The 26,150-nt window shown below is 55.1% G+C and carries 26 protein-coding genes and 1 pseudogene; 14 read left to right on the forward strand and 13 right to left on the reverse strand.

Features of this window, described 5'->3' with window-relative positions; translation table 11 throughout:
- The first annotated feature begins 3 nt into the window (after positions 1 to 3).
- Both HVX72_RS21095 and tpiA read left to right on the forward strand, forming a co-directional pair.
- Positions 4 to 600, forward strand: coding sequence for a YiiQ family protein (locus HVX72_RS21095; protein WP_042292561.1), 597 nt, complete (start codon positions 4 to 6; stop codon positions 598 to 600).
- 111 nt (positions 601 to 711) lie between these two features.
- Positions 712 to 1,479 carry a triose-phosphate isomerase gene (gene tpiA, locus HVX72_RS21100; protein WP_060571000.1) on the forward strand — a complete coding sequence of 256 codons (768 nt, stop codon included), beginning with the start codon at positions 712 to 714 and terminating at the stop codon, positions 1,477 to 1,479.
- 41 nt (positions 1,480 to 1,520) lie between these two features.
- On the opposite strand, the gene HVX72_RS21105 is transcribed toward tpiA, so the two are convergent.
- The 7 genes from HVX72_RS21105 to cpxP form a co-directional block, all read right to left on the reverse strand.
- Complete coding sequence (locus HVX72_RS21105) at positions 1,521 to 2,993, reverse strand: DASS family sodium-coupled anion symporter (protein ID WP_042292556.1); 1,473 nt, start codon at positions 2,991 to 2,993, stop codon at positions 1,521 to 1,523.
- Positions 2,994 to 3,106: 113 nt separating this feature from the next.
- Positions 3,107 to 4,411 (reverse strand): SLC13 family permease, encoded by a 1,305-nt coding sequence (locus tag HVX72_RS21110; protein ID WP_042292554.1) that lies wholly within the window; start codon positions 4,409 to 4,411, stop codon positions 3,107 to 3,109.
- A gap of 73 nt (positions 4,412 to 4,484) precedes the next feature.
- Entirely contained in the window at positions 4,485 to 5,234 is a 750-nt protein-coding gene (locus HVX72_RS21115) for a CDP-diacylglycerol diphosphatase (RefSeq protein ID WP_042292552.1), read from the reverse strand.
- 102 nt (positions 5,235 to 5,336) lie between these two features.
- A complete protein-coding gene (locus HVX72_RS21120) occupies positions 5,337 to 6,326 on the reverse strand; it encodes a sulfate ABC transporter substrate-binding protein (RefSeq protein ID WP_181822230.1) in 990 nt (329 codons plus the stop codon).
- Positions 6,327 to 6,488: 162 nt separating this feature from the next.
- Positions 6,489 to 7,451, reverse strand: a complete 963-nt coding sequence (gene pfkA / locus HVX72_RS21125; protein WP_042292548.1) for a 6-phosphofructokinase — start codon at positions 7,449 to 7,451, stop codon at positions 6,489 to 6,491.
- Positions 7,452 to 7,636: 185 nt separating this feature from the next.
- On the reverse strand, positions 7,637 to 8,539 hold the full coding sequence (fieF, locus tag HVX72_RS21130) for a CDF family cation-efflux transporter FieF (protein ID WP_042292546.1): 903 nt from the start codon (positions 8,537 to 8,539) through the stop codon (positions 7,637 to 7,639).
- 148 nt (positions 8,540 to 8,687) lie between these two features.
- Entirely contained in the window at positions 8,688 to 9,188 is a 501-nt protein-coding gene (cpxP, locus tag HVX72_RS21135; protein ID WP_042292543.1) for a cell-envelope stress modulator CpxP, read from the reverse strand.
- Between the two features lie 150 nt (positions 9,189 to 9,338).
- Here cpxP and cpxR point away from each other — a divergent pair, with 150 nt between their 5' ends.
- Positions 9,339 to 10,037, forward strand: coding sequence for an envelope stress response regulator transcription factor CpxR (gene cpxR / locus HVX72_RS21140; RefSeq protein ID WP_042292540.1), 699 nt, complete (start codon positions 9,339 to 9,341; stop codon positions 10,035 to 10,037).
- Positions 10,034 to 11,407 (forward strand): envelope stress sensor histidine kinase CpxA, encoded by a 1,374-nt coding sequence (gene cpxA, locus HVX72_RS21145; RefSeq protein WP_042292539.1) that lies wholly within the window; start codon positions 10,034 to 10,036, stop codon positions 11,405 to 11,407. The genes cpxR and cpxA overlap by 4 nt, the downstream gene beginning before the upstream one ends.
- A 123-nt stretch (positions 11,408 to 11,530) precedes the next feature.
- Here cpxA and yiiM read toward each other — a convergent pair whose 3' ends face one another.
- Positions 11,531 to 12,202 (reverse strand): 6-hydroxyaminopurine reductase, encoded by a 672-nt coding sequence (gene yiiM / locus HVX72_RS21150; RefSeq protein ID WP_060570996.1) that lies wholly within the window; start codon positions 12,200 to 12,202, stop codon positions 11,531 to 11,533.
- A gap of 153 nt (positions 12,203 to 12,355) precedes the next feature.
- On the opposite strand from yiiM, the gene HVX72_RS21155 reads away from it, so the two are divergent.
- Positions 12,356 to 13,246, forward strand: a complete 891-nt coding sequence (locus HVX72_RS21155) for a dihydrodipicolinate synthase family protein (protein ID WP_042292532.1) — start codon at positions 12,356 to 12,358, stop codon at positions 13,244 to 13,246.
- 82 nt (positions 13,247 to 13,328) lie between these two features.
- Here HVX72_RS21155 and sodA read toward each other — a convergent pair whose 3' ends face one another.
- Positions 13,329 to 13,949, reverse strand: a complete 621-nt coding sequence (gene sodA, locus HVX72_RS21160) for a superoxide dismutase [Mn] (RefSeq protein WP_042292530.1) — start codon at positions 13,947 to 13,949, stop codon at positions 13,329 to 13,331.
- Between the two features lie 287 nt (positions 13,950 to 14,236).
- On the opposite strand from sodA, the gene rhaT reads away from it, so the two are divergent.
- Positions 14,237 to 15,271: an L-rhamnose/proton symporter RhaT gene (gene rhaT / locus HVX72_RS21165; RefSeq protein WP_181822231.1), complete on the forward strand. Its 1,035-nt coding sequence runs from the start codon at positions 14,237 to 14,239 to the stop codon at positions 15,269 to 15,271.
- On the opposite strand, the gene rhaR is transcribed toward rhaT, so the two are convergent.
- Both rhaR and rhaS read right to left on the reverse strand, forming a co-directional pair.
- Positions 15,268 to 16,116, reverse strand: coding sequence for an HTH-type transcriptional activator RhaR (rhaR, locus tag HVX72_RS21170; protein ID WP_042292682.1), 849 nt, complete (start codon positions 16,114 to 16,116; stop codon positions 15,268 to 15,270). The two genes, rhaT and rhaR, sit on opposite strands and share 4 nt — an antisense overlap.
- A gap of 155 nt (positions 16,117 to 16,271) precedes the next feature.
- Positions 16,272 to 17,108 carry an HTH-type transcriptional activator RhaS gene (gene rhaS / locus HVX72_RS21175; RefSeq protein ID WP_042292528.1) on the reverse strand — a complete coding sequence of 279 codons (837 nt, stop codon included), beginning with the start codon at positions 17,106 to 17,108 and terminating at the stop codon, positions 16,272 to 16,274.
- A 302-nt stretch (positions 17,109 to 17,410) separates the two neighbouring features.
- Between rhaS and rhaB the strand changes: the two genes are divergently transcribed.
- The 6 genes and pseudogenes from rhaB (at position 17,411) to rhaM (ending at position 22,714) form a co-directional block, all read left to right on the forward strand.
- Complete coding sequence (gene rhaB, locus HVX72_RS21180; protein ID WP_181822232.1) at positions 17,411 to 18,880, forward strand: rhamnulokinase; 1,470 nt, start codon at positions 17,411 to 17,413, stop codon at positions 18,878 to 18,880.
- Positions 18,877 to 20,136, forward strand: coding sequence for an L-rhamnose isomerase (rhaA, locus tag HVX72_RS21185; protein ID WP_181822233.1), 1,260 nt, complete (start codon positions 18,877 to 18,879; stop codon positions 20,134 to 20,136). Before rhaB ends, rhaA begins: the two co-directional genes overlap by 4 nt.
- A gap of 64 nt (positions 20,137 to 20,200) precedes the next feature.
- Positions 20,201 to 21,028, forward strand: coding sequence for a rhamnulose-1-phosphate aldolase (gene rhaD / locus HVX72_RS21190; protein WP_181822234.1), 828 nt, complete (start codon positions 20,201 to 20,203; stop codon positions 21,026 to 21,028).
- 51 nt (positions 21,029 to 21,079) lie between these two features.
- A pseudogene (locus tag HVX72_RS21195) lies at positions 21,080 to 21,205 on the forward strand (ABC transporter permease); the annotation flags it as partial.
- Between the two features lie 49 nt (positions 21,206 to 21,254).
- A complete protein-coding gene (fucO, locus tag HVX72_RS21200) occupies positions 21,255 to 22,403 on the forward strand; it encodes a lactaldehyde reductase (RefSeq protein WP_181822235.1) in 1,149 nt (382 codons plus the stop codon).
- On the forward strand, positions 22,400 to 22,714 hold the full coding sequence (rhaM, locus tag HVX72_RS21205) for an L-rhamnose mutarotase (RefSeq protein ID WP_042292513.1): 315 nt from the start codon (positions 22,400 to 22,402) through the stop codon (positions 22,712 to 22,714). Before fucO ends, rhaM begins: the two co-directional genes overlap by 4 nt.
- Positions 22,715 to 22,759: 45 nt before the next feature.
- Here rhaM and HVX72_RS21210 read toward each other — a convergent pair whose 3' ends face one another.
- Both HVX72_RS21210 and HVX72_RS21215 read right to left on the reverse strand, forming a co-directional pair.
- Positions 22,760 to 24,151, reverse strand: coding sequence for a carbohydrate porin (locus HVX72_RS21210; RefSeq protein ID WP_060570988.1), 1,392 nt, complete (start codon positions 24,149 to 24,151; stop codon positions 22,760 to 22,762).
- 346 nt (positions 24,152 to 24,497) lie between these two features.
- The gene (locus HVX72_RS21215) at positions 24,498 to 25,046 is read right to left on the reverse strand and encodes an XRE family transcriptional regulator (protein ID WP_042292509.1); all 549 of its coding nucleotides are present in this window, start codon (positions 25,044 to 25,046) and stop codon (positions 24,498 to 24,500) included.
- A gap of 100 nt (positions 25,047 to 25,146) precedes the next feature.
- Here HVX72_RS21215 and HVX72_RS21220 point away from each other — a divergent pair, with 100 nt between their 5' ends.
- On the forward strand, positions 25,147 to 25,806 hold the full coding sequence (locus tag HVX72_RS21220; RefSeq protein WP_060570987.1) for an AzlC family ABC transporter permease: 660 nt from the start codon (positions 25,147 to 25,149) through the stop codon (positions 25,804 to 25,806).
- On the forward strand, positions 25,806 to 26,129 hold the full coding sequence (locus HVX72_RS21225; protein WP_042292504.1) for an AzlD domain-containing protein: 324 nt from the start codon (positions 25,806 to 25,808) through the stop codon (positions 26,127 to 26,129). Before HVX72_RS21220 ends, HVX72_RS21225 begins: the two co-directional genes overlap by 1 nt.
- Positions 26,130 to 26,150: the final 21 nt, after the last annotated feature.

Here is a 26,150-nt window from a genome sequence, read left to right on the forward strand (position 1 = left end):
TTGATGAAGCCAGGATGTTCACTGTTTTTAATGTTATTTTCAGCGATGACGTTCAGCGTGACCGCGCTGTCGGCGGAGCCTCTGGTCGCCCCCACAGCGCCATACTTGCTTGCCGGAGCGCCAACATTTGATCTCTCTATCAGCCAGTTTCGCGAAAACTTTAACCAACAGAACCCAAAGCTTCCGTTAAACGAATTCCGTTCTATCGACAGCAGTCGCGATAAAGCCAATCTCACCCGCGCAGCCAGCAAAATTAACGAGAATCTGTACGCTTCTACCGCCCTTGAGCGGGGAACGTTGAAGATCAAGAGTATGCAGATCACCTGGCTGCCGATCCAGGGGCCGGAACAAAAAGCGGCGAAAGCGAAAGCGCTGGAGTACATGACGGCCGTGATCCGCACCGTCGCACCACTGCTGACCAAAGAACAAAGCCAGAAAAAGCTGCAAAAACTGCTCGCCGCAGGAAAAAATAAACGCTACTACGCCGAAACCGAAGGCGCAATTCGCTATGTTGTGGCAGATAACGGCGAAAAGGGGCTGACCTTCGCGGTTGAACCGATTAAGCTGGCGTTATCTGAGGATCTTGAGGGGCTTAATTAGTGATAAAAAGCAAAGCCTCTCAGGGGAAAATCTCTATACTGTTTCACAGACCATGCTGCTCGAAAGAGTGGCCATCTTCCTTAATTCGCTGACAAAGCGTGGAGAATTACAATGCGACATCCTTTAGTGATGGGTAACTGGAAACTGAACGGCAGCCGCCATATGGTAAACGAGCTGGTGGCTAACCTGCGTAAAGAGCTGGCTGGCGTTGCTGGCTGTGCGGTTGCGATCGCTCCGCCGGAAATGTATATCGATCTGGCGAAGCAGGCCGCGGCCGGTAGCCACATCATTCTGGGCGCGCAGAACGTTGACCTGAATCTGTCTGGCGCATTCACCGGTGAAACTTCCGCTGAAATGCTGAAAGACATCGGCGCGCAGTACATCATTATCGGCCACTCTGAGCGTCGTACTTACCATAAAGAGTCTGACGAGCTGATTGCGAAAAAATTCGCCGTACTGAAAGAACAGGGCCTGACGCCAGTTCTGTGCATCGGTGAAACCGAAGCCGAAAACGAAGCAGGCAAAACCGAAGAAGTGTGCGCACGTCAGATTGACGCCGTGCTGAAAACCCAGGGCGCAGCAGCGTTCGAAGGCGCGGTCATCGCGTACGAGCCGGTATGGGCTATCGGTACCGGTAAATCAGCGACGCCTGCGCAGGCACAGGCGGTGCATAAGTTTATCCGTGACCACATTGCCAAAGCGGACGCGAAAATCGCTGAACAGGTCATCATCCAGTACGGCGGTTCCGTAAACGCGTCCAACGCGGCGGAACTGTTCGCTCAGCCGGACATCGACGGCGCGCTGGTTGGCGGTGCTTCTCTGAAAGCGGATGCCTTCGCTGTCATCGTAAAAGCGGCGGAAGCAGCTAAACAGGCGTAAGTTGTCGGGACGGGAGGAGCTCTCCTCCCGTCACTATCGCTTTACCAGTAACCCAGCCAGCGCCACCAGAAGGCGCCGGTCACTCCCCAGATGGTCAGATTGACCACACTCATGACCAGCCCCGTTTTCCACCATTCCGCCAGCGTGACATAGCCTGATCCAAAGATGATAGGCGCAGTGCCCGTACCATAGTGCGTGAGCGACATCATCAGAGAGGATGAAAAACCGAGCATCAGCCCAAGCAGTGCGGGTGGCGCGCCAAGGCCTAATCCCGCGGCGAAAAACGCAGCAAACATCGCCGTAATATGCGCAGTGGTGCTGGCAAAAAAGTAGTGCGAGTAGACGTAAAGCAGAATCAGCAAAAGCGTCGCGATGCTCCAGTGAACGCCGAGATGGTCAATGGCGCTTCCGACGCTGGTCGCCAGCCAGCCCACCAGACCCAGCTTACTGAGAAAATCCGCCATCATCACCAGTGCGGCAAACCAGACGATAGTATCCCATGCCCCACGGCACTTAAGCATATCGTCCCAGCTTAATACGCCGGTCAGCAACAAAATCGATAAGCCAATTAACGCGGCACTGGTGGGATTAACAGTCCAGCCGCTGCCCATGAGCATCGCAGGGACACCCGCCCACAGGCAGAGCAACAAAATGAAAACCGCCAGGGTGATTTTTTCCGCCAGCGAAAGCGGGCCAAGCGCATCCAGTTTTTCCCGCGCGAACTGCGGCGCATTTGGCGTGCGCGTAATCGCGGGCGGATAGAGCCACCAGATAACAATGGGCATCACGACCAGTGATACGACCGCAGGAAGCAGCGCGGCAATAGCCCACATCCCCCAGGTCATATTCAGTACCCCATCCGTCCCCTTCAGCAGAAAGCTGACAATTAGCGGGTTAGGCGCGGTTGCGGTGATAAACATCGCAGAACTGATCGGGTTAATGTTGTAGTTCACCAGCGCGAGATAGCGTCCCGTGGAGCCATTTTCACTGTTTCCCGGCTGCGAGCCGAGGCTTTCCGCAATGGCCCGCATCACCGGATGAATAATGCCGCCGCCGCGCGCGGTATTGCTCGGCGTGACTGGCGCAATCAGCGTTTCAGCGAGGGTGAGCGCCCAGGCGATACCCAGCGTTCTTTTACCAAACAGCGCAATAAATCCGTAGCCAATGCGCGCGCCCAGCCCGGTTTTCAACAGACTTTGCGACAGCATGATCGACAGGCCAATTAACCAGATCAGCTGGTTTGAAAAGCCGCTTAACGCATCATTAAGCGCTGCCGAAGGTTTACCCGGATTGGTAACACCGGTCATTGCCACCAACATAATCGCCACAACTGCGATAGCGCCAATCGGCATTGCTTTACCGATAATTGCCGCAATCGTGCCGATAAACAACGCCAACAGGTGCCACGCCTCTGGGGTGACCTCAGGTGGGCAAGGGATAACAAACCAGATTGTCAGCGTAATCACAAGCGAGATAATGGCAGGCCAACAGCGGATGGGGGTTAATCTGTCCATGAATCTGTCCTTGAGTTTCCAGTGCGCAAATCAGCGCTTCGCTATTAACCGCCATCGCTCCATATAAAACAATTCACCATCTCACAAAACAAAAAATTAACACCGTATTGAAACTATAATTTCCCCAGCACGCTGAACCAGGCGTAATCCAATGGGAGCAGCACAAAATAAGTTGCCAGCGCCAGTGCGATACACAGCAACATGCCTGCCCTTGCCGGTACTTTCCCTAACGCCATCGCCACCACTATCGGTGACGCCTGATACGGCAACAGCGGAGTGGAATAACCCAGCACCTGAATCATAATCACCGACAGAAGCGGAAAACCGGTGGCCTCAGAGAAACTCTGCGCCAGTGTGGTGTAAAGCGCCGGGACACCATTAGCGGTCATAATGAAGTTGAGCGCGGTGGTAATGCCGGTCAATGCGAGGAAGCTGGTAAACGGCGCCTGCGGATCGAGCGGCATGACGTGCAGGAGCGCCTCACCCACCGCATCGCCAATTCCCGTTTGCGTGACGGTCATCGCCAGCCCAAGTATGCCTGCAACGTACAGGCAGGTACGGAAGTTCACGCCCGAGGCAAACTCGTCTCCGCTGATAAAACCGATACGCGGCAGCAAAGTTATCACCGCCGCCGCCAGCCCGGTCCATGCAGGACCAATACCGTGCCAGCTCTCACTAACCCACATCACCAGCACCACCGCTAACATCCAGGCCAACCGTTTTTCGGCGCGACTCATCGGCTCAGGCGGCGTTAATTCGCGCGGCGCCTGAGGCTTGCCTGGAAATAACCCGCAGATCAGTACAATGAGCAAAGCGCCTTTCAACCAGCCCAATACCGGCGTGTGCAGAAGCAGATAGGGGAGATAATTGAGATGGATGCCGTATGCGCCTTCCGCCGCGCCGCTCATCACCAGATTCGGCACGTTAGCCGGTAGTATCGTGGCAGAAAGCTGGAAAGTGCCGAAACCGACAGCAAGCGCCAGGCCGTACCATGCGCGGGTTCCGTCCTTAATTCCGGCACGCTTCGCCATCGCCGCGACGACAGGCATCAACAGTGCGATGCGCCCCATGTTAGACGGCATCACAAAGGCCAGCGCGTAGCTCAGTAGCACCACGCTCGCCACCATTAGCGGCCAGGAGTCGGTCAATCTTGAAGACAGTGCCCTCGCCGCCCGGTCTGCCAGTCCCGTTTTCCGGATCGCCACGCCAAGTACAAAACCGCTGAACACCAGCCAGAACGCCGACGAAGCAAAACCACCGAAGATGACGTCCGGCGGCGCGATCTTTGCCATCATCGCCACGGTAAAGAACAGCAGTGCGGTGATGAACTCCGGCAACAGAGAGGTTGCCCAGAGCAGAATGGTGATGCCAATCACCAGCGAAGGAAGAAAAAGGGGATGCGAAAGCCAGAGCGACATGCCTGTCTCCTGTCGTTTTTTTCATCAAGAATACGGGGACAGGCAGGTCGAGTAAATGACAGATTAGCAGGGGCTAGCGGAGAATATCACACTGATGATCCTGAATTTCCTCTGCCGAGGCACGGTTCAGCGTGAGCAGATTGCGTTGCGTCGCCAGTAAAACAAACGCGTTATCGCTCTGGCGAGCCATCGCCAACGCATAGCTTCCCATATGGTCACGCGCGTCCGGCACTTCTTCCGCCAGCATCATAAACGGACTACGCTGCGCCAGTTCGCTTTCGGTCACACGACGCGCCAGATACACATGTCCGCGCAATCCGCCTGGCAGGGGGAGCCAGCGGGAACTGACATTCGCGAGATTTGCGTCCAACTGCGCGCGAACATCGGGACGCAGGCAGGAGATATGGATGTGGAAATGGTTCTGTGTCCGCCCGGTACGTGAGTTTATCGTCAAGGAAACGGCGCTGTCCGGTATCTCCTTACCGTACTTCTGGCTCATAAAGCTGCGCGCCTGCCAGGCCAGCCAGAAAAAATTGGGCGTGTACGGCTCGGTCAGTAACGGACTTTCTGTACCGTTGATGCGATACGTTGGCATCAGGAGATATTGCAGCGGACCGTTGCGGTCTTTGAACACCACGTAACCGGCATCGGGTTTTACTTCGGCACACGGCGCCGGATTTTGCCGCTGCAGTTGGTTTGGCAGACATTGCTCAAAAACGATGTCGCGTAATGCGTCAGGATTACGCATAAATTTCCAGTAACCCACACCCGCAGCGGCAACAAACACCAGCAGTGCCAGCAATCCATAAACGATTTTTTTCATGACGCGTTCCCTGTATCTAAACGACCTGCAAGAGTAACGCAAAATGATGACAAATAAAAAAGCCCGGCGGCAATTGCCCCGGGCCGATGCTCAACACACAGATTAACGTTTACTGATCTGATCGAACGTGCCGCCATTCGAGAAATGGTCTTTCTGCGCTTTCGTCCAGCCGCCGAAGACGTCATCAATGGTAAACAGCTTTAGCTTCGGAAAGACATTTTCATATTTCTTCGCCACCTCCGCATCGCGCGGACGGTAGTAGTTTTTCGCGGCGATCGCCTGGCCTTCCGGCGAGTACAGGTATTTCAGGTAAGCTTCCGCGACCGTCTGTGTTCCCTTTTTATCCACCACTTTGTCGACGATGGAGACGGTCGGTTCGGCGAGGATCGATTCGCCAGGCGTCACAATTTCGAATTTATCTTTGCCCAGTTCGTTGGCAGCCAGCAACGCTTCGTTCTCCCAGGCGATCAGTACGTCGCCAATGCCGCGCTCAACGAAGGTGTTAGTTGAACCGCGTGCGCCGGAATCCAGCACTTCCACGTTTTTATACAGCGCTTTCACGAACGCCTGGGCTTTGGCCTGGTCGTTATTGTTGTGATGCAGCGCGTAGCCCCAGGCCGCCAGATAGTTCCAGCGCGCCCCGCCAGAGCTTTTTGGATTTGGGGTAATCACCGAAACGCCCGGCTTGACCAGATCGTTCCAGTCACGGATTTGTTTGGGGTTGCCTTTACGGACAAGGAAAACAATGGTGGAGGTATACGGTGCAGAGTTGTCCGGCAGGCGTTTGATCCAGTTTTTATCAATGCGGCCCCGTTCGGCAATAGCATCAACGTCATAGGCCAGCGCCAGCGTCACCACATCGGCTTCGATACCGTTTATCACCGACGTGGCCTGTTTGCCGGAACCACCGTGAGACTGGCGGATCACCACATTATCGCCCGTCTCCTGCTTCCAGTGCGCGCTAAACGCTTTATTGTACTGCTCGTACAGCTCACGGGTTGGATCATAAGACACGTTAAGTAACTGAATATCCTTTGCCAGAACGCTGGTCGATGCCAGCAATAATGTTAACCCCACGCCCCATTTGTTCATCGCCCAACTCTCTTATGTTGTGTTGTGATGAAGAAAGCGTGCCAGAAAGGTATTCAAACATTAAAGAATAAAAAAAGATTGGCTATAACCTGGGGGAATATGAAAAACGGGGAATTTGTCTGATCAACGCAGACTGCCAGCCGGCAGTCTGCGGTACACGCGTTAGTACAGTTTCTTCGCGCAGTCCAGCCAGTCACCTTTAAACGGACGCTTCATGTTCTCAATTGCGTCGATGATGTCATGGTGCACCAGTTTTTCGTTCTGAATGCCAACGCAACGACCGCCAAAGCCTTCCAGCAGCAGCTCAATGGCGTACGCGCCCATGCGGGAAGCCAGGATCCGGTCATAAGGCACCGGCGATCCCCCACGCTGAATGTGGCCCAGAACGGTTGCACGGGTTTCACGGCCAGTCTCTTTCTCGATGTAATGCGCCAGTTCATCGACATCACACATATGCTCAGTGATCGCGACGATGGCGTGTTTTTTACCTTTCGCGATACCGGCTTTGATCTCAGCAACCAGATCGTCACGGCTGAATTCCACTTCCGGCACCACCACAAATTCGCAGCCACCGGCAATAGCCGCTGCCAGCGTCAGGTCGCCGCAGTAACGGCCCATCACTTCAACGATGGAGATACGCTGGTGGGAAGACGAGGTGTCGCGCAGACGGTCAATGGCTTCTACCACGGTACCCAGAGCGGTGAAATAACCAATGGTATAGTCGGTGCCTTTGATATCGTTATCGATAGTGCCCGGCAGACCGATGCATGGGAAACCCATTTCAGTCAGGCGCTTCGCACCCATGTAGGAACCGTCGCCGCCGATAACCACCAGCGCGTCGATACCCCGTTTTTTCAGGTTTTCGATAGCCACGGCGCGGATGTTTTCGTCACGGAATTCCGGGAAGCGCGCGGAGCCCAGGAAAGTACCGCCACGGTTGATCATGTCGGACACGCTGTAACGGTCAAGCTGCACCATGCGGTCTTCATACAGACCCAGGTAGCCATCATAAATGCCCATGACTTCCAGTCCTTCCGTCAGTGCTGCGCGCACCACACCACGGATTGCTGCGTTCATGCCCGGCGCATCACCGCCGCTTGTCAACACACCGATTTTCTTAATCATGACTACCTCTGAACTTTGGAATGCAAATTGAAATCTGTTGCCGGAAGTCGATTCTGCACATCGAGACGATCCAACGAATATGCAAATAGTATAACAATCGCTCCCTGCTGAATTGATTCAGGTCAGGCCAAATGGCGGTAATTTATACACAAAATGCGGGCCTGGCTCTCTTTTTTTACCAACACTTACGAAAGCTCAAACCGTTTGCCTTCCCTGGGGACGACAGAACAGGGATCCTGATGAATAATCACATCCGACCCTGGAAAACGCCGCAAAATCGCCTGCTCTACCTGTTCAGCCACCAAATGCGCCTGAACGAGCGGGAGATTATCTTCCATTTCCAAATGAATCTGAATAAAGCGGGTCGGCCCTGACTGCCGCGTTCGTAGATCGTGAGCACCGCTGACGCCCGGCCAGGAGGTCACGATTTCAATAATTTCCTGACGTTCATCATCGGGTAAGGCGCGATCCAGCAACGACTGCACTGCATCATAGCCCATACGTAAGGCGCTATATAAAATATAGATGCCAATCCCTAATGCAAACAACGCATCCGCACGATGCCAACCGTACCAGGCAAGCCCGAGCGCCACGAGAATAGCGCCGTTCATCATAACATCAGACTGATAATGAAGCATATCCGCCCGCACCGCCTGGCTTTGCGTCCGTTTCACCACCCAGCGCTGAAACGTGACCAGCATAATCGTCGATATCAGGGCGATAATCGTCACGATTACCCCTACGCCGGGCTCATTCATTGGCGTAGGCGTGATCAGATGCTGAATGCCGGTCAAAAACAGAAACAGCGCCGAACCGGAAATAAACATGCTTTGCGCCAGCGCGGCCAGCGATTCCGCTTTTCCGTGTCCAAATGTGTGTTCATCGTCCGCCGGTTGCAGCGAATAGCGCACCACTAACAGGTTGGTGAGCGACGCGGCGATATCCACCAGCGAATCGACAAGCGCAGCCAGAATACTTACTGACCCGGTGTACCACCACGCAAAAATTTTGATCAAAAGTAACAGCGATGCCATCACCGTCGCGGCGATCGCGGCCCGGCTGACTAACCGCCCATAAGATTGATTCATAAACACTCCTGCCTTTACATGCCGGTAGTATAACGGAAGGCGATAAACAGTAATGGAATATGACGATGACAATTTTCAGGCAAAAAAAACCCCCACATCATGTGGGGGAAGACAGGGATGGTGTCTATGGCAAGGAAAACAGGGTTTGTTACTGGGAACGTGAGTTGCTACTACTCAATAACTTCAACGATGAACTTTTTTGCCATTGCGTCACGTCGCGCAACTGCTCCATTCGTTGTTGATGTTTCTCGTTTAAAACCGCTTGTTGCTCGGGCGTAAGCAGGCGATACATCTGGTTGCGGACTTTAGCCATTTCGACCTGTCGGGCAACCTGGGCCTGCGCCATTTTTTCTGCCTGAGCGCGTACAGCGTTTTCATCAAATTTTTCTGCGGTGACAAGGCGATGCATTGTCTCCATTTCGCTAACATTAACAGGAGGCTGTTCGTGCCGGGCCTGTTGCATCAGATCTCGCATCTGTTGACGTTGATGTTCGGTTAAACTTATGCCGTCAAACATATGGCTTTGTACAGTGCGCGGCGCCGAAGGTTCGCCCGGGTGCCAGTTATCGCCTGTAACGACTTCAGCAGCATGGCTCAATGTACTGAGTGCCAGCGTTGAGGCCATGACGGCAGCGGTAACTTTGCGCATCACTTGCTCCCAAAATCTTTTCTGTCGCGATTCAACGAGAGACAGTCTACGATTCGGGCTGCAAACATGCGTCAGGGGGTGTAAAACAACGTAAAGTCATGGATTAGCGGCGCTTGATGTCGTAATTTCTGCCTCGGAGGTACGTAAACAATGAATAAAATCCTGTTAGTTGATGATGACCGAGAGTTGACATCCCTTTTAAAGGAACTGCTCGAAATGGAAGGCTTCACGGTGCTGGTTGCCCATGATGGGGAACAGGCGCTGGAGCTTCTGGACGACAGCATCGATTTACTTTTGCTTGATGTGATGATGCCGAAGAAAAACGGTATCGATACGCTGAAAGCGCTTCGTCAGACACACCAGACCCCCGTAATTATGCTGACCGCCCGCGGCAGCGAACTGGATCGCGTTCTCGGCCTTGAGCTGGGCGCAGATGATTATTTACCCAAACCGTTTAACGACCGCGAACTGGTTGCGCGTATCCGCGCGATTCTGCGCCGTTCACACTGGAGCGAACAGCAGCAGAGCAGCGATAACGGCTCGCCGACGCTGGAAGTCGACGCGCTGAGCCTGAATCCGGGCCGCCAGGAGGCCAGCTTTGACGGCCAGACCCTGGAGCTCACCGGCACCGAGTTCACCCTGCTTTACCTGTTGGCGCAGCATCTTGGGCAGGTGGTCTCGCGTGAACATTTAAGCCAGGAAGTGCTGGGTAAACGCCTGACGCCATTCGACCGCGCTATTGATATGCATATCTCGAACCTGCGCCGCAAGCTGCCGGAACGTAAAGACGGGCATCCGTGGTTTAAAACCCTGCGTGGTCGCGGCTATCTGATGGTCTCCGCTTCATGATAGGGAGCTTAACCGCGCGCATCTTTGCCATCTTCTGGTTGACGCTGGCGCTGGTGTTGATGCTGGTACTGATGTTGCCCAAGCTCGATTCGCGTCAAATGACCGAGCTGCTGGACAGCGAACAGCGCCAGGGGTTGATGATAGAGCAACACGTAGAAGCTGAACTTGCGAACGATCCACCCAATGATTTGATGTGGTGGCGTCGCTTGTTCCGCGCGATAGACAAGTGGGCGCCGCCGGGACAGCGGTTATTGCTTGTGACCACCGAAGGACGGGTGATCGGCGCAGAACGCAGTGAAATGCAGATCATTCGTAACTTCATTGGTCAGGCGGATAACGCCGATCATCCGCAGAAGAAAAAGTATGGTCGCGTAGAGATGGTAGGGCCGTTCTCGGTGAGAGACGGCGAAGATAACTACCAGCTTTACCTGATTCGGCCGGCCAGCAATTCCCAATCCGATTTTATTAACCTGCTGTTTGACCGCCCGTTGTTGTTGTTGATTGTCACCATGCTGGTGAGTTCGCCACTGCTGCTGTGGCTGGCCTGGAGCCTGGCGAAACCAGCCCGCAAGCTGAAAAACGCGGCGGATGAGGTGGCCCAGGGTAACCTGCGTCAGCATCCGGAGCTGGAAGCTGGCCCGCAGGAATTCCTTGCAGCAGGGGCCAGTTTCAACCAGATGGTGACCGCGCTAGAACGCATGATGACCACCCAACAGCGTCTGCTGTCGGATATCTCGCATGAACTGAGAACGCCGCTCACTCGCCTGCAGTTGGGCACCGCGCTGTTGCGCCGCCGCAGCGGCGAAAGCAAAGAGCTTGAGCGCATCGAGACCGAAGCACAGCGTCTGGATAGCATGATCAACGACCTGTTAGTGATGTCGCGCAATCAGCAGAAAAACGCGCTGGTCAGCGAAACGATGAAAGCAAATCAGCTGTGGGGTGAGGTGTTGGATAACGCCGCCTTTGAAGCTGAGCAGATGGGTAAATCGTTCACGGTGAACTTCCCGCCGGGACCCTGGCCGCTGTATGGCAACCCGAACGCGCTGGAAAGCGCGCTGGAAAATATTGTTCGTAACGCGCTGCGCTATTCCCATACGAAGATCGAAGTTGGCTTCGCGGTGGATAAAGACGGCATTACGATCACTGTGGATGACGACGGGCCGGGCGTTAGCCCAGAAGACCGGGAACAAATCTTCCGGCCGTTTTACCGGACAGACGAAGCGCGCGATCGCGAATCTGGCGGAACAGGACTGGGGCTGGCGATTGTTGAAACTGCAATTCAACAGCACCGTGGCTGGGTGAAAGCCGAAGACAGCCCGCTCGGCGGGCTACGGCTGGTGATCTGGCTGCCGCTGTATAAGCGTTCGTAACTCACGTTGTCGTGCCGGACGGCGACGAAAACGTCTTGTCCGGCCTGCACATCCTTGTATGCCCGTAGGTCTTGTTAAGCAACGCCATCAGGCACGTTTCGTTGCCGGATGGCGATAAAGGTTTCAGCCGCGCAGACGCCGCGACTGATCTTCTATCTTGCCGCTCAGGCGGCGTTTCTGCATTGTTCTGGTCCAGCTTTTCGACAGCCCTGCCGCCGACAGCAAACGATGATACTGCTCATCATCGAACGGCATATGCCATGCAATCGCGATGGCTTCCTGCACCGACACGTCGCTAATACGGGAGACCAGCTCCAGCGGCGCGTCCGTCGACACGTTCCCGGCGGCAATCACGCTGCACAGCCAGCCGGTTTTACCGCTGTTTTGCATCTGGCTTGCCATATCGCTGATGCCGAAATGGAAGTTAAGCTTATGACACGGCGAACGAGGCTGCGTAACCTGGATCAGCGCCTCGCCCCAGCGAAAAATATCGCCAATAAAGACGTTCTCTTCGGTGAGTCCTTCGGTTGAGAGATTTTCACCAAATGCCGGCGCCACGAACCGCTCCGCCTGCATAGGGAATTCACGCGCCCACCAGCCGTAATGCTCGCGGGGGTAATGACACAGCGCGCGATCCGGCCCGCCGTGGATTTTCTTTTCCGCCTGCTGGTCGCCTTCCAGACCGAGTTCGGTGAGCTTAAGTTCGCCATCTACCTGAATTTTGGCGATCGCACTGGGGCGGTTTCCCGCGTAGTCCTGAATCTTGCCGGTAAATACCTCTACTGGATAGCGCATCTGGTCCCTCTCCCCGATAAATTTGCTCTATTTAACCACAATTATTTTACCTCGGGTGCGCAAAATGAGAGCACGGTTCACATGATGCAGTAAGAGACATGTTATCAATGAACGGTCTTTTGAAACGCCATTTCAGAATAAGGAGTCAACAACGTGACAGGTCAAACGCAGTTTGCTGGCGTCTGGTGCCCCTCCATTACGCCAATGGATAATGACGGCAAGATCGATCTCAACGGGCTTAAGCAACACCTGAGCCGCCTGACAGAGGCCAGAATCGACGTCATTTTACTGATGGGCAGTATCGGGGAATTCGCCTCCTTCTCGTTAGAAGAGCGTCTGTTATTGATTCGTGAGGCGCGCGCCATGAGCACGCTAAAAATGGTTGCTAACGTCTCCTCAACCTGTACGCAGGACGTGCTGCTGATGGCGAAGGAAGCGTATCTCACAGGCTATGACGCGGTGATGGTTTTGCCGCCGTATTACTACGGCCAGACGCCAACCCAGCTATTGCGCTATTTTCGCCAGCTTGGGCAACAGCTCAGCGGCAAATGGTTCGCCTATAACTTTCCGGCGCGTACCGGCTGCGATTTAACGCCGGAGCTGGTCGCAACCCTCGCCGGCGAATTCCCGAACTTCGCCGGTATTAAAGATACCGTCGACTGTCAGTCGCATACCCGCAGCATGATCCAGGCGACGCGCGCGGTACGCGATGATTTCGCGGTACTGTCCGGTTATGACGAATATTACATTCCTAACCTGCTGGCAGGCGGTGCGGGGATTATTTCCGGGCTGAACAACGTAATGCCGGAGTTGTTTGTCAGCGCGCGCGAGGCATTCAGGGCGGGCGACCTCGCCACCCTGCGCGATATCCAGCAGAAGATCGGCGTTTATATGTCGATTTACGCCATCGGCGAGGATTTTGTCACCACCATTAAAACAGTGGTATCGCGCAAGTTTGGCTATTGCACCGGCGTGTCGCGCAACGCGGGTGGAGAACTGAATGCGCAACAATGCCAGACGATCGATACCGTTTTTGGCAGATAAAAAAACAGGCCCGGCGGCGCTCTCGCTCACCGGGCCTGCTGATGCGTACCGGATGGCGTCACCGCGCCATCCGACAGACAAATTATTTTTTAGCCGCGAAACGCGCCGCAGCTTCGTCCCAGTTCACCACGTTCCAGAACTCTTTGATGTAGTCCGGACGGCGGTTCTGGAATTTCAGGTAGTAAGCGTGCTCCCACACGTCCAGACCCAGGATCGGGAAGCCGGATGCGCCAGAAATCGCTTCACCCATCAGCGGGGAGTCCTGGTTGGCGGTAGAAACAACAGCCAGTTTATCGCCTTGCAGCACCAGCCACGCCCAGCCGGAGCCGAAACGGGTGGCAGCGGCTTTCTCGAATTCCGCTTTGAAGTTATCAACGGAACCGAAGTCGCGCTCGATAGCGGCTTTCAGGTCGCCCTGCAGGGTGGTGCCTTTTTTCAGGCCTTTCCAGAACAGGCTGTGGTTAGCATGGCCGCCCGCGTTGTTACGCAGAACCGTTTTCTTGTCCGCAGGCACCTGATCCAGCTTCGTAATCAGTTCTTCAACCGGCAGCGCGGCCAGTTCCGGCAGGCTTTCCAGCGCTGCGTTAGCGTTGTTAACGTAAGTCTGGTGGTGTTTGGTATGGTGGATTTCCATCGTCTGCTTATCGAAGTGCGGTTCCAGTGCATCGTAAGCGTACGGCAGGGATGGCAGTGTATAACTCATAATCATCTCCATTATTGTCGAGCGGCTGGGTGTTAATGCCGCGTAAGCAGTTGGTTCATTATAGTTAATTAAATGATATTGAAAATGATTATCAATGCCGTAGTTTTTGTAGGGATATCTTTTTTTCTTACTTTACCTGATATGTGAGCCAAATCACTCAGTTAACGTCCTGATTGCCATCAACGCCGTGACTGCGGCAACCGTTAAAAGGTTATGTATCTGCGCACTTTTTAAACTCATGACGTCGGATGGGTAAAACCGACGATAAAAACAATGAGGATGACGTGATGAGTAACGCGATTACGATGGGTATCTTTTGGCATTTGATAGGTGCGGCCAGTGCAGCCTGTTTCTATGCCCCGTTCAAACAAGTTAAACAGTGGTCATGGGAAACCATGTGGTCGGTGGGAGGCATAGTCTCCTGGCTGATCCTGCCCTGGACCATCAGCGCCATGTTGTTGCCTGACTTCTGGGCCTATTTCAGCTCCTTCAATCTTTCTACTCTGCTGCCCGTGTTCCTGTTCGGCGCCATGTGGGGTATCGGCAACATCAACTATGGCCTGACAATGCGCTATCTCGGCATGTCGATGGGCATTGGTATCGCGATTGGCATCACGCTGATTGTCGGTACGCTGATGACGCCTATCATCAACGGCAATTTTGATGTGCTGATCAACACCGAAGGCGGGCGGATGACGCTGCTGGGCGTGTTGGTGGCCCTGATTGGCGTCGCGATCGTCACCCGCGCCGGTCAGCTTAAAGAGCGTAAAATGGGCATCAAGGCCGAGGATTTCAATCTGAAAAAAGGCCTGTTGCTGGCAGTGATGTGCGGCATCTTCTCTGCCGGGATGTCCTTTGCGATGAACGCTGCAAAACCGATGCACGAAGCGGCTGCCGCGCTGGGTGTCGACCCGCTGTATGTCGCTCTGCCAAGCTATGTGGTGATTATGGGCGGCGGCGCGCTGGTTAACCTTGGCTTCTGCTTTATTCGTCTGGCAAAAGTAAAAGATCTGTCGATAAAAGCCGACTTCTCGCTGGCAAAACCGCTGATCGTCTCCAACATACTGCTCTCCGCGCTGGGCGGTCTGATGTGGTACTTACAGTTCTTCTTTTACGCCTGGGGCCACGCGCGCATTCCGGCGCAGTACGACTACATTAGCTGGATGCTGCACATGAGCTTCTATGTGCTCTGCGGCGGGATCGTCGGACTGGTACTGAAAGAGTGGAACAACGCCGGACGTCGTCCTGTCGGCGTCCTGAGTCTGGGTTGTGTGGTCATCATTATTGCCGCCAATATCGTTGGTCTGGGAATGGCCAGTTAATCGGTTTGAGTACTGAGATGACGCCACTGACTGGGCGTCATCCCGGTTTCCCGGGTGAACACCACCGAAAAATAGTTACTGTCCTCAAACCCGCACTGCATCGAAATTTCACTGATCATCAGGCGGCTGTGCTGAAGCAAATATTGCGCATGGCAGACGCGCACCTGGCGCTGATACTGGTTGATGGTCATACCGGTCTGATTGCGGAACTGCTGGCGCAGCACGCGCTCGCTACACCCTTCCCGATCGCAAAATGCATCCAGCGCGAACGGTCGCTCAAGGCTTCCCGCCAGCGCGGTGATCAGTTTATCAAGCAAGGTTTCGCTGGAAGTGGCTGGCAGGTTGTCGGTAGCGTAGCGGTGACGCTTCAACGTCATCACCAGTTGCCCGAACAACAGTTCCGCCATGTCATTAACCAGCGGATCGTGCTGATGACTTTCATGCTCAAGCTGGTTAATCACCTGGCGCGCCTGGGTCATTCCGGCGCTGCCCAATCGCCAGTGCGGCTGTCTTGGCGTACCGTTGAAACCGGGAATGGCGCTTTCCCAGGCAAGGTTCAGCTTAAGCCGCTCCGGGCAATAGATAATATTCTGCAGCACGAGGTCATTAACCGAGGTGTAGGAGTGCTTGTCTTCCGCGCGAATGTAAAACAGATCGCCACGCGTAATCCGGTACGGACGATCATTGAGCACGTGCAGCCCGTTACCACGCCACACCATTACCAGTTCACAGAATTCATGGGTATGTTCAGCAAACACGCTCTGCGGATAGCGATCGGCGACGGCGACAGCCTGTTCATCACCGGCAAAAAAGTCTTTTTTTAACAGGACTAACTGATTCGCCACCAAAGTCTTCCCTGCCGGATGACGGTTACCGCCTTACCCGGCCTACAAAAAGCGTGACACGCAGGCCGGATAGAACGCTAACGCGTCGCTATCCGGCCTCATCATTGCATCATTACTAACAAATCTCGCAGCAAAAAACGGTGACTGCATTCGCGTTACTGAAGTAACGCATCGCGCCCCTGACGGATATCGCGTGGCGACCAGTTAAACTCGCGACGAAATAGCGTCGAAAAGTGGTTACTGTCGCCGAAACCGCAGTGATAGGCGATGTCCGTTACGCTTTCATCACTGTGTCGCAGGAGGTGGCGGGCTTTGATAAGACGCAGACGATTAAGATAGCGCTGGGGCGTCAGTCCGGTGTGCTGCTTAAGCTGACGATGCAGAGTACGCAGCGACAGCGAGAACCGGTCAGCCAGCGCCTCCCAGCATACTTCTTCGGCGAAATGGTCTTCCAGCCACGCCATCAGTTGATTCAGTCGCGCGTCGTTATTTTCCGCCCCTTCCATCAGACTGCTTCTGCGCAGTAATACCAGCAGTTGCATAAACACAATTTCGCGGTTCGCCAGCGCGGGGAGATCCATTTCTTCATCGCGTTGTTCCATCTGCGCCACCAGGTGGCGCACCTGTTGAAGCACGCTTTGGTTCACCCGCCAGTGCGAAGGGTACGCCCCATCCTGTTCCTGGGGCAGCAGTTGATCCAGCCCGGACAAAAACTGGAACGCATCGGGCGAACGGTAGAGCACATTGGTCAGGCAAAGGTTATCGGTGTGTTCATATAAGTGCCGATCGTGATCGCGAACAAAACAGACGGTGCCGCCGCTAATGGTATACGGCTGTCCGTTAAACACATGGATGCCTGTGCCATGTTCCACAATCACAATTTCATGAAAATCATGGTGATGCTCCGGAAAGGCAGACTGTGGCAGCCGGGGCTCAATGGCGACAGGCGCTTTACCTGATGGGAAAAAATCCACGCTGTGCAGTACGGTCATGATGATCCCTTCCGGATGAAATGAACATGGCAAAATAGTAATTAAGGGTTATCAACCTCACCTTAAATTTTCGACACGAAACTGAGCAAACAGCGTCAATTTTTCAAGAAAAGGCGGGAAAGATCCGGAAATGCGGTCGACATCACATCAGGAAAACGGGGCGGTATAACAGGAAACTGTGAACGCTATCACGTTCATCTTTGCTTTCTTGCCAGCGGCTAATTATGGCTGTCAGTAACAAGAAGGTGAGCCATGACGAGGTTTTTTAGACTGAGCGCAATGAAACTCAGAAGGACCTCGCTATGACTTTTCGCCATTGTGTCGCTGTCGATCTCGGCGCATCCAGCGGACGCGTAATGCTGGCGCGCTATGACAGTGAACATCGCACCCTGACGCTGCGTGAAATCCACCGCTTCGTAAACTGTCTGCAAAAACAGGACGGTTTTGATACGTGGGACGTCGACAGTCTTGAAGACGCCATTCGCCTCGGGCTGGAGAAAGTTTGCGATGAAGGCATCCGCATTGACAGCATCGGCATCGACACCTGGGGTGTAGACTATGTCCTGCTGGATAAGCAGGGCCAGCGGGTCGGGCTACCGGTCTCCTACCGCGACAGCCGCACCACCGGCATTATGCCGCTGGCGCAGGCGCAGATCGGTAAAGGCGATATTTATCAGCGTAGCGGGATCCAGTTTCTGCCGTTCAATACGCTTTACCAACTGCGCGCGCTGGTCGAACAGCAGCCAGAACTGGTGTCGCAAGTGGCTCACGCGCTGCTGATCCCTGACTACTTCAGCTATCGTCTTACCGGCGAAATGAACTGGGAATACACCAACGCCACCACCACCCAACTGGTCAATATCAACAGCGACGACTGGGATGAGACCCTGCTGGCCTGGACCGGCGCGGATAAAGCCTGGTTTGGCCGCCCTACGCATCCCGGCAATGTCATTGGCTACTGGATTTGTCCGCAGAAGAACGCAATTCCGGTGGTTGCCGTCGCCAGTCATGACACCGCCAGCGCGGTGATCGCCTCTCCGCTGGCCGATACCCATAGCGCCTACCTCTCGTCGGGAACCTGGTCGTTAATGGGCTTTGAAAGCCGTACGCCGTACACCAACGACGCGGCGTTGGCGGCCAATATCACCAACGAAGGCGGCGCGGAAGGCCGTTACCGGGTGCTGAAAAATATCATGGGGCTGTGGCTGCTCCAGCGCGTGCTGAAAGAACGCCAGGTCGGCGATCTCCCTGCACTGATCGCCGAAACGCAGACGTTAAAAGCCTGCCGCTTCCTGATCAACCCTAACGACGATCGCTTTATCAACCCGGACGACATGTGCGCGGAAATACAAGCGGCCTGCCGCGAATCCGGACAACCGGTACCGGTCAGCGACGCGGAACTGGCGCGCTGCATTTTCGACAGCCTGGCGCTGCTGTACGCCGATGTGCTTGAAGAACTGGCGGCCCTGCGCGGCGAGGCCTTCACCCAGTTACACATCGTCGGCGGCGGCTGCCAGAACGCCCTGCTTAACCAACTCTGCGCCGACGCCTGCGGCATCCGCGTGATGGCCGGTCCGATCGAAGCCTCTACGCTCGGTAATATCGGCATTCAACTGATGACCTTAGATGAACTGAGCAACGTCGATGACTTCCGCCAGGTGGTCACCGCCAACTATAACCTGACGACTTTTACCCCTCATCCTGACAGTGAAATTGCCCGCTATGTCGCGCAATTTCACGCAAAACGACAGACAAAGGAGCTTTGCGCATGACCACTCAACTGGAACAAGCCTGGGAACTGGCGAAACAACGCTTCGCCGATGTAGGTATTGATGTCGAGGAGGCGCTGCGCCAGCTCGATCGTCTGCCGGTATCCATGCACTGCTGGCAGGGCGATGACGTAGCCGGTTTTGAAAATCCGGAAGGATCGCTTACCGGCGGCATTCAGGCCACCGGCAACTACCCGGGTAAAGCACGTAACGCCACGGAGCTTCGCGCCGACCTTGAGCAAGCGCTGAGCCTGATCCCAGGGCCGAAGCGCCTGAACCTGCACGCCATTTATCTGGAGTCGGAGACCCCGGTTTCCCGCGACCAGATAAAACCGGAACACTTTAAAAACTGGGTGGAATGGGCAAAAGCGAACCAGCTCGGGCTGGACTTTAACCCGTCCTGCTTCTCGCATCCGTTGAGCGCGGACGGCTTCACCCTTTCCCATGCCGACGACAAAACCCGTCAGTTCTGGATCGATCACTGCAAGGCCAGCCGCCGCGTTTCCGCTTACTTTGGCGAACAACTGGGCACGCCGTCGGTGATGAATATCTGGATCCCGGACGGCATGAAAGACATTACCGTTGACCGCTTAGCGCCGCGCCAGCGTCTGCTGGACGCACTGGACGAGGTGATCAGCGAGAAACTCGATCCGGCGCATCACATCGACGCCGTGGAAAGCAAACTGTTTGGCATCGGCGCGGAAAGCTACACCGTCGGCTCCAACGAATTTTATATGGGCTATGCCACCAGCCGCCAGACCGCGCTGTGCCTGGACGCAGGCCACTTCCATCCAACTGAAGTGATTTCCGACAAGATCTCTGCCGCAATGCTTTACGTGCCGCGCCTGCTGCTGCACGTCAGCCGCCCGGTCCGCTGGGACAGCGACCACGTGGTGCTGCTGGACGACGAGACCCAGGCGATCGCCAGCGAGATCGTACGCCACAATTTGTTCGACCGCGTCCATATCGGTCTCGATTTCTTCGACGCCTCCATCAACCGCATCGCGGCATGGGTTATTGGCACCCGCAACATGAAAAAAGCACTGCTGCGCGCGTTGCTGGAGCCAACAGAACAACTGCGTCAGCTGGAAGCCAGCGGCGATTACACCGCGCGTCTGGCGCTGCTGGAAGAACAAAAATCACTGCCGTGGCAGGCGGTTTGGGAAATGTACTGCCAGCGTCACGATACGCCAGCCGGCAGCCAGTGGCTGGAAAACGTACGCGCATACGAGAAAGCGATCCTCAGTCAACGTCGTTAAGACAAATCGTAGGCCCGATCGGCCCAGCGCCATCGGGCAAATAATGAGACAGGTACACTATATTATGCAAAACATTACCGATTCCTGGTTTGTTCAGGGGATGATCAAAGCCACCTCCGATGCCTGGCTGAAAGGCTGGGACGAGCGCAACGGCGGCAACCTGACGCTGCGTCTCGACGAGGCGGATATTGCGCCGTTCAGCGCAGACTTCCACGCCGCGCCACGTTACATCGCCCTGAGCCAGCCAATGCCGCTGTTGGCGAACACGCCGTTTATCGTGACCGGTTCCGGTAAATTTTTCCGCAATGTGCAGCTCGCCCCGGCAGCCAATTTAGGCGTGGTGAAAGTCGATAGCGACGGCGCGGGCTATCACATTTTATGGGGACTGACCCACGAGGCGGTGCCGACCTCTGAACTGCCGGCGCACTTCCTCTCCCACTGCGAGCGCATCAACGCGACCCATGGCAAAGATCGTGTGATCATGCACTGCCACGCGACCAACCTGATCGCCCTGACCTACGTGCTGGAAAACAGCACCGATCTCATCACCCGCAAGCTGTGGGAAGGCAGTACCGAGTGTCTGGTGGTGTTCCCGGACGGCGTCGGCATTCTGCCGTGGATGGTGCCGGGCACCGACGACATCGGCCAGGCCACCGCACAGGAAATGCAAAAACATTCGCTGGTCCTGTGGCCGTTCCACGGCGTGTTTGGCAGCGGCCCGACGCTGGATGAAGCGTTCGGCCTGATCGACACCGCAGAGAAGTCCGCCGAAGTGTTAGTCAAAGTGTTGTCGATGGGCGGCATGAAGCAAACCATCAGCCGTGAAGAACTGATCGCGCTGGGTAAACGTTTCGGCGTCACCCCGCTCGCCAGCGCATTAGAACTGTATTAATCGCAACATCGCGCCCCGCTCACCGTTGCCGCGCTGAAACCTAACCAGAGCGGCAATATGTGGATCTCCCGTTTCGCTGTTGCATATGTCGATGTGGCTAACGGTTTTGAGTGGCAGGCCGTGGCAGCCTGTGGGGTACTGAGCGGCATCCCTATCCCTGGCGGTTCCGGCGCCATGCAAGCGCAGCGCCGCCGGACATAATTTCATCGTAATTAAGGAGAATAACATGAGCTTTATGCTGGCACTTCCCAAAATCAGCCTGCACGGCGCAGGGGCGATTGGCGATATGGTGAATCTGGTTGCGAACAAGCAGTGGGGAAAAGCGCTGATCGTCACCGACGGTCAATTGGTGAAGCTTGGGCTACTCGATAGCCTGTTCACCGCGCTGGATGCGCACCAGATGTCGTATCACCTGTTTGACGAGGTGTTCCCGAATCCAACCGAAGCGCTGGTGCAAAAGGGTTACGCGGCGTATCAGGAGGCGAACTGCGACTACATCATCGCATTTGGCGGCGGCAGCCCAATCGATACCGCCAAAGCGGTGAAAATCCTTACCGCTAACCCGGCGCCATCCACGTCCTATTCCGGCGTGGGCAAAGTGAAGAACCCGGGCGTACCGCTGGTCGCGATCAACACCACCGCCGGGACAGCGGCTGAGATGACCAGCAACGCGGTGATTATTGACGCCGAACGTCAGGTAAAAGAAGTGATCATCGACCCGAATATCATTCCGGATATTGCGGTAGACGATGCCAGCGTGATGCTGGATATTCCGGCGTCCGTCACCGCGGCGACCGGTATGGATGCCCTGACCCACGCGGTGGAAGCCTACGTTTCCGTTGGCGCGCACCCGCTAACCGACGCTAACGCGCTGGAAGCTATCCGTCTGATCAACCAGTGGCTGCCGAAAGCCGTGGATGATGGCCACAACATGGAAGCCCGTGAGCAGATGGCGTTCGGTCAGTATCTGGCGGGGATGGCATTCAACAGCGCCGGCCTGGGGCTGGTTCATGCGCTGGCGCATCAGCCGGGCGCGACTCACAACCTGCCGCACGGCGTTTGCAACGCCATCCTGCTGCCGATCATTGAAAACTTTAACCGCCCGAACGCCGTCGCACGTTTTGCCCGCATCGCCGGAGCGATGGGGGTGGATACCCGCAGCATGAGCGATGAAGCGGCAAGTATGGAAGCGATTAATGCGATCCGCGCCCTGAGCAAACGCGTGGGTATTCCGGAAGGGTTCAGCGCACTCGGCGTAACCAAAGAGGACATCGAAGGCTGGCTGGATAAAGCGCTGGCTGACCCATGCGCGCCATGCAACCCGCGCACTGCCAGCCGCGATGAAGTCCGCGAGCTATACCTGGAGGCGTTATGATCCGCAAAGCATTCGTGATGCAGGTTAACGGCGACGCGCACGAAGAGTATCAGCGCCGCCATAACCCCATCTGGCCGGAGCTGGAAGCGGTGCTAAAAGCGCACGGCGCGCATCACTATGCGATCTATCTCGACGAAGCGCGCAACCTGCTGTTCGCCACCGTGGAGATTGAGTCCGAAGAGCGCTGGAACGCGGTCGCGAATACTGACGTGTGTCAGCGCTGGTGGAAACATATGCGCGACGTGATGCCCGCAAACCCGGACAACAGCCCGGTCAGCGCGGAATTGAAGGAAGTGTTTTATCTGGCGTAAGCGCCAGTGAGTCCAGGCCCGGTGAATACCGGGCCTTTTTTTGCATCAGAAGTAATATTTGAAGCGAACGCGGGCGCCGTAGCGGTCGTCGGAATCGTCGCCGTGAACGTCATCGCCGTCGCTGTTCATGATGGAATAATAGGTACCGAGGTAGATATTGAAGTTCTCCATATCCATCACGTTGGCGAACTGATAGGACGCATGAATAGTATGAATGTCATAGGTGCCTTCATCGTTAATCCAGCAATCATCGTCGCAGACGACACCTGAATATTCATCAATCTTGTTATGCGCGTAAATATACCCCAGCTCAAAGCGCTTCCACAGGGCGTTCACCCCGGCGGTAAAGTCTTTTTCACTGCTGGCATCCAGATACGCGGTGTTGACGTTAAGCACCACACCGTTGTCCGGATCGGTCTTTAAGCCGTCCCAGGTCATGGTTAAGCCATAGCCGGTGCGGTCGGACTGATCGACAAAGTCGCCCTGTGCGTCGGTGTAGCCGTAGGCGTTATTGACCACGTTCGATTCCATCGCCGCGGCCACCGAGAACTCATCTTTTGACCACGCGATAACCGGGCGCAGATAGGCAACGTTTTTCTGTTGATCCATCTCACGACCATGGTAGTCACCCTCATTAAACAGCGCGGTACCGTCTTCCAGCAGGGTGTTGAGTTCGAAATACCAGTTATCGATTTGCTTGCTGACAAGGAAGTTACCGCCCGCGTCGGAACGTCCGCGCCCTTCTTTCATCATGTAGATATAGCCGCTGCCGTCGTCGTACAGATCGTTAGCGGTATTGCCGGAATGTTCGACAAACGTATCCTGATTCAGCGGGAACATATCGTAGGCTTCGAAACGCCCGACTTTCACCTTCCAGTCGTTTTCCTTGCCGAAGAAGAAGACCGCGTCATCAATGTCCACCGTGCCGGACATGTCCCCTAACGGCTGCGCCGAGAAGCCAGCGAAATAGCCGTTATCCAGCTTCCGCATCCCGTCAAAACCCAGCAGGATACGGCCATTCAGATCCCATTGTTCATTCGTTGTGTCAGGATCCATATTGGCATTGGTCATCGCCAGCAGGCCATGTTTGCTTTCGGCATCCATGTTGAATTCCACATCGCCGTAGATTTTCAAATCGCCGTAGCCGGAGAGCTGCAGATTTGGCGTCGCGGCGTTTTTCTGCGTTTCTTCCGTCGGTGTCTGTCCGTTAACCGGAGTGTTGCCCTGAGCGGCTTTGATTTCGCGGATCTCCGCAGCCTGCTGGACCTGTAATTGTTGTACCTGGCTTTCCGCCTGGGCCGCCCGGTTTTCCGCCGCCGCCAGTCGGGCCTCTAATTGCTCAAGCCGTTGTTCCAGAGTCAATTGCGCTGTTTTAGCAAAACCGGTATTTGCCACTAATAATAATCCGATTGCTAAAGATAACGTCGATTTCTTCATTTATTCGCTTTCCTTGAAATAAAGAATGATCAGCGTTTTCCTGTAGGAATACGCGTGGTGAATAATGAGATAAGAACAATTTTATTTTTATATATATTGACACCAGCAATTGAACCCATGAATGATTAAACAGCGATTGCGGGTGCTTTCACAGGCTAATAATTATTAGCATTCTGATTTATTGGTGTAAATGCAGCAAATACACAGTTCGTGAGGAATCTAACAAAAGCGGGGAAATAAACGAAATATCGTAAAAAGTTATAAATATAGATTTAATGAAAATATAATTTTAATTAATCATTGAGCGTGACGTTATTACACCACGCTCGAATTAATCGAAATAATCTTAATTTTGTTCGGCGACCAGAATTGCCTGCGTATCCGGTGCCAGCGCCTTAAATATATGTTCCCGATCGGCGGGGTAACAAATATAGTCACCCACACCTAATTCTTCCGGCGCGTCGGTCAGACCAACCAGCGCTTTTCCCTGCGTCACGATGATATGCTCTATCGACCCGGGCGGATGGGGCTGTGAAACGCGGTCGGCTCCCGGCTGGGTCAGCAGTAAATAGATATCGCGACGTGCGCCAGGGGGGCACGCAGCCAGCAAAATGGCCTGATAGTGCGCCTGCTCCGCCACCACTTTTGTCCCTTCGCCCCGCCGAATCACCTGCGTTTTTTGCACCTGCGGTTCCAGCAGCCGCGCAAAGGGGATATCCAGCGCCACACAGAGCGACCAGAGCGTTTCCAGGCTAGGATTACCGTTTCCCGCTTCCAGCTGTGAAAGTGTGGATTTGGCGATGCCTGCCCGGCGGGCGATTTCCGCCAGCGACAGTCCTGTCCGCTGACGTTCGCGTACCAGACTTTTAGCAATCACGCTGATGGGCTGTGTCATTCACGTCTCCGCGTTTTTTATAACGAACGATTCGTTCGTCTTGTAAATCGATCATGTTCCGTTCATTATAATGGAAACTCGTTCGATATGGCTAAAATGGATGAAACACCTCTTTTCCAGTCTGAAAGCAGACACGATAAAAGCGATATTTCTGGTATGCCTGGCCGTCGGCGTAGTGGGCATGTCCTACGGCTCGCTGGCGATGGCCTACGGTTTCCCGGTCTGGGTACCGTTTGTGCTCTCGATTTTTGTACTGGCCGGCGCGTCAGAATTCATGTTCATCGGCATTGTCGCCAGCGGCGGAAACCCGTTAGCGGCAGCGGCAGCCGGTTTACTGGTTAACGCCCGCCACGTACCTTTCGGCGTGACGGTGCGCGATCTGGTCGGCACCCGCGCCGCCAGCTTTTTGGGCTGCCACATTATGAACGATGAGAGCGTGGTGTTTGGCCTGTCGCAGAAAACGCCGGAGCAGCGTAAAGCCGCTTACTGGCTTTGCGGTCTGGGCGTTGCCATTCTCTGGCCGGTAGGTACCCTGCTGGGTACGGTGGTGGGACAGTTGCTGCCCGCGCCGGAAACCATCGGTCTCGACGCCGTGTTCCCGGCGATCCTGCTCGCGCTTGTGGTACCTGCTTTCAAAAACCGTACTACTTTAATTCGCAGCCTGAGCGGCGCCGCCGTGTCGCTTGCTGCCGTGCCTTTTGCGCCGGTCGGGCTGCCGGTGCTGCTTTCCCTGCTTGGCTTACTGACGAGGAAAAAATAATGGGCAACATGACGCTGTTTATCCTCGGCATCGCAATTTTATCGGCGGGTACTTACCTGATGCGCCTCGGCGGCGCAAAGCTGGGGAGTCGTCTGGCGCTTTCCGAGCGCTCGCAGGCGCTGCTTTCCGATGCCGCGACGGTATTGCTGTTTTCCGTTGCGCTGGCGACCACCTTCTACGAAGGCGAACACTTTGCGGGTATGGCGCGCGTGTTGGGCGTGGCTTTCGCGGTATTTCTCGCCTGGCGGAAAATGCCGCTGATTGTGGTGATTATCGCTGCGGCGGTGGTGACGGCGCTCTTGAGAATGGCGGGAGTGCACTAATTACCGGATGGCGCAGTTGAA

The sequence above is a fragment of the Citrobacter sp. RHB21-C05 genome (assembly GCF_013889015.1).
GTDB lineage: Bacteria > Pseudomonadota > Gammaproteobacteria > Enterobacterales > Enterobacteriaceae > Citrobacter_A > Citrobacter_A sedlakii.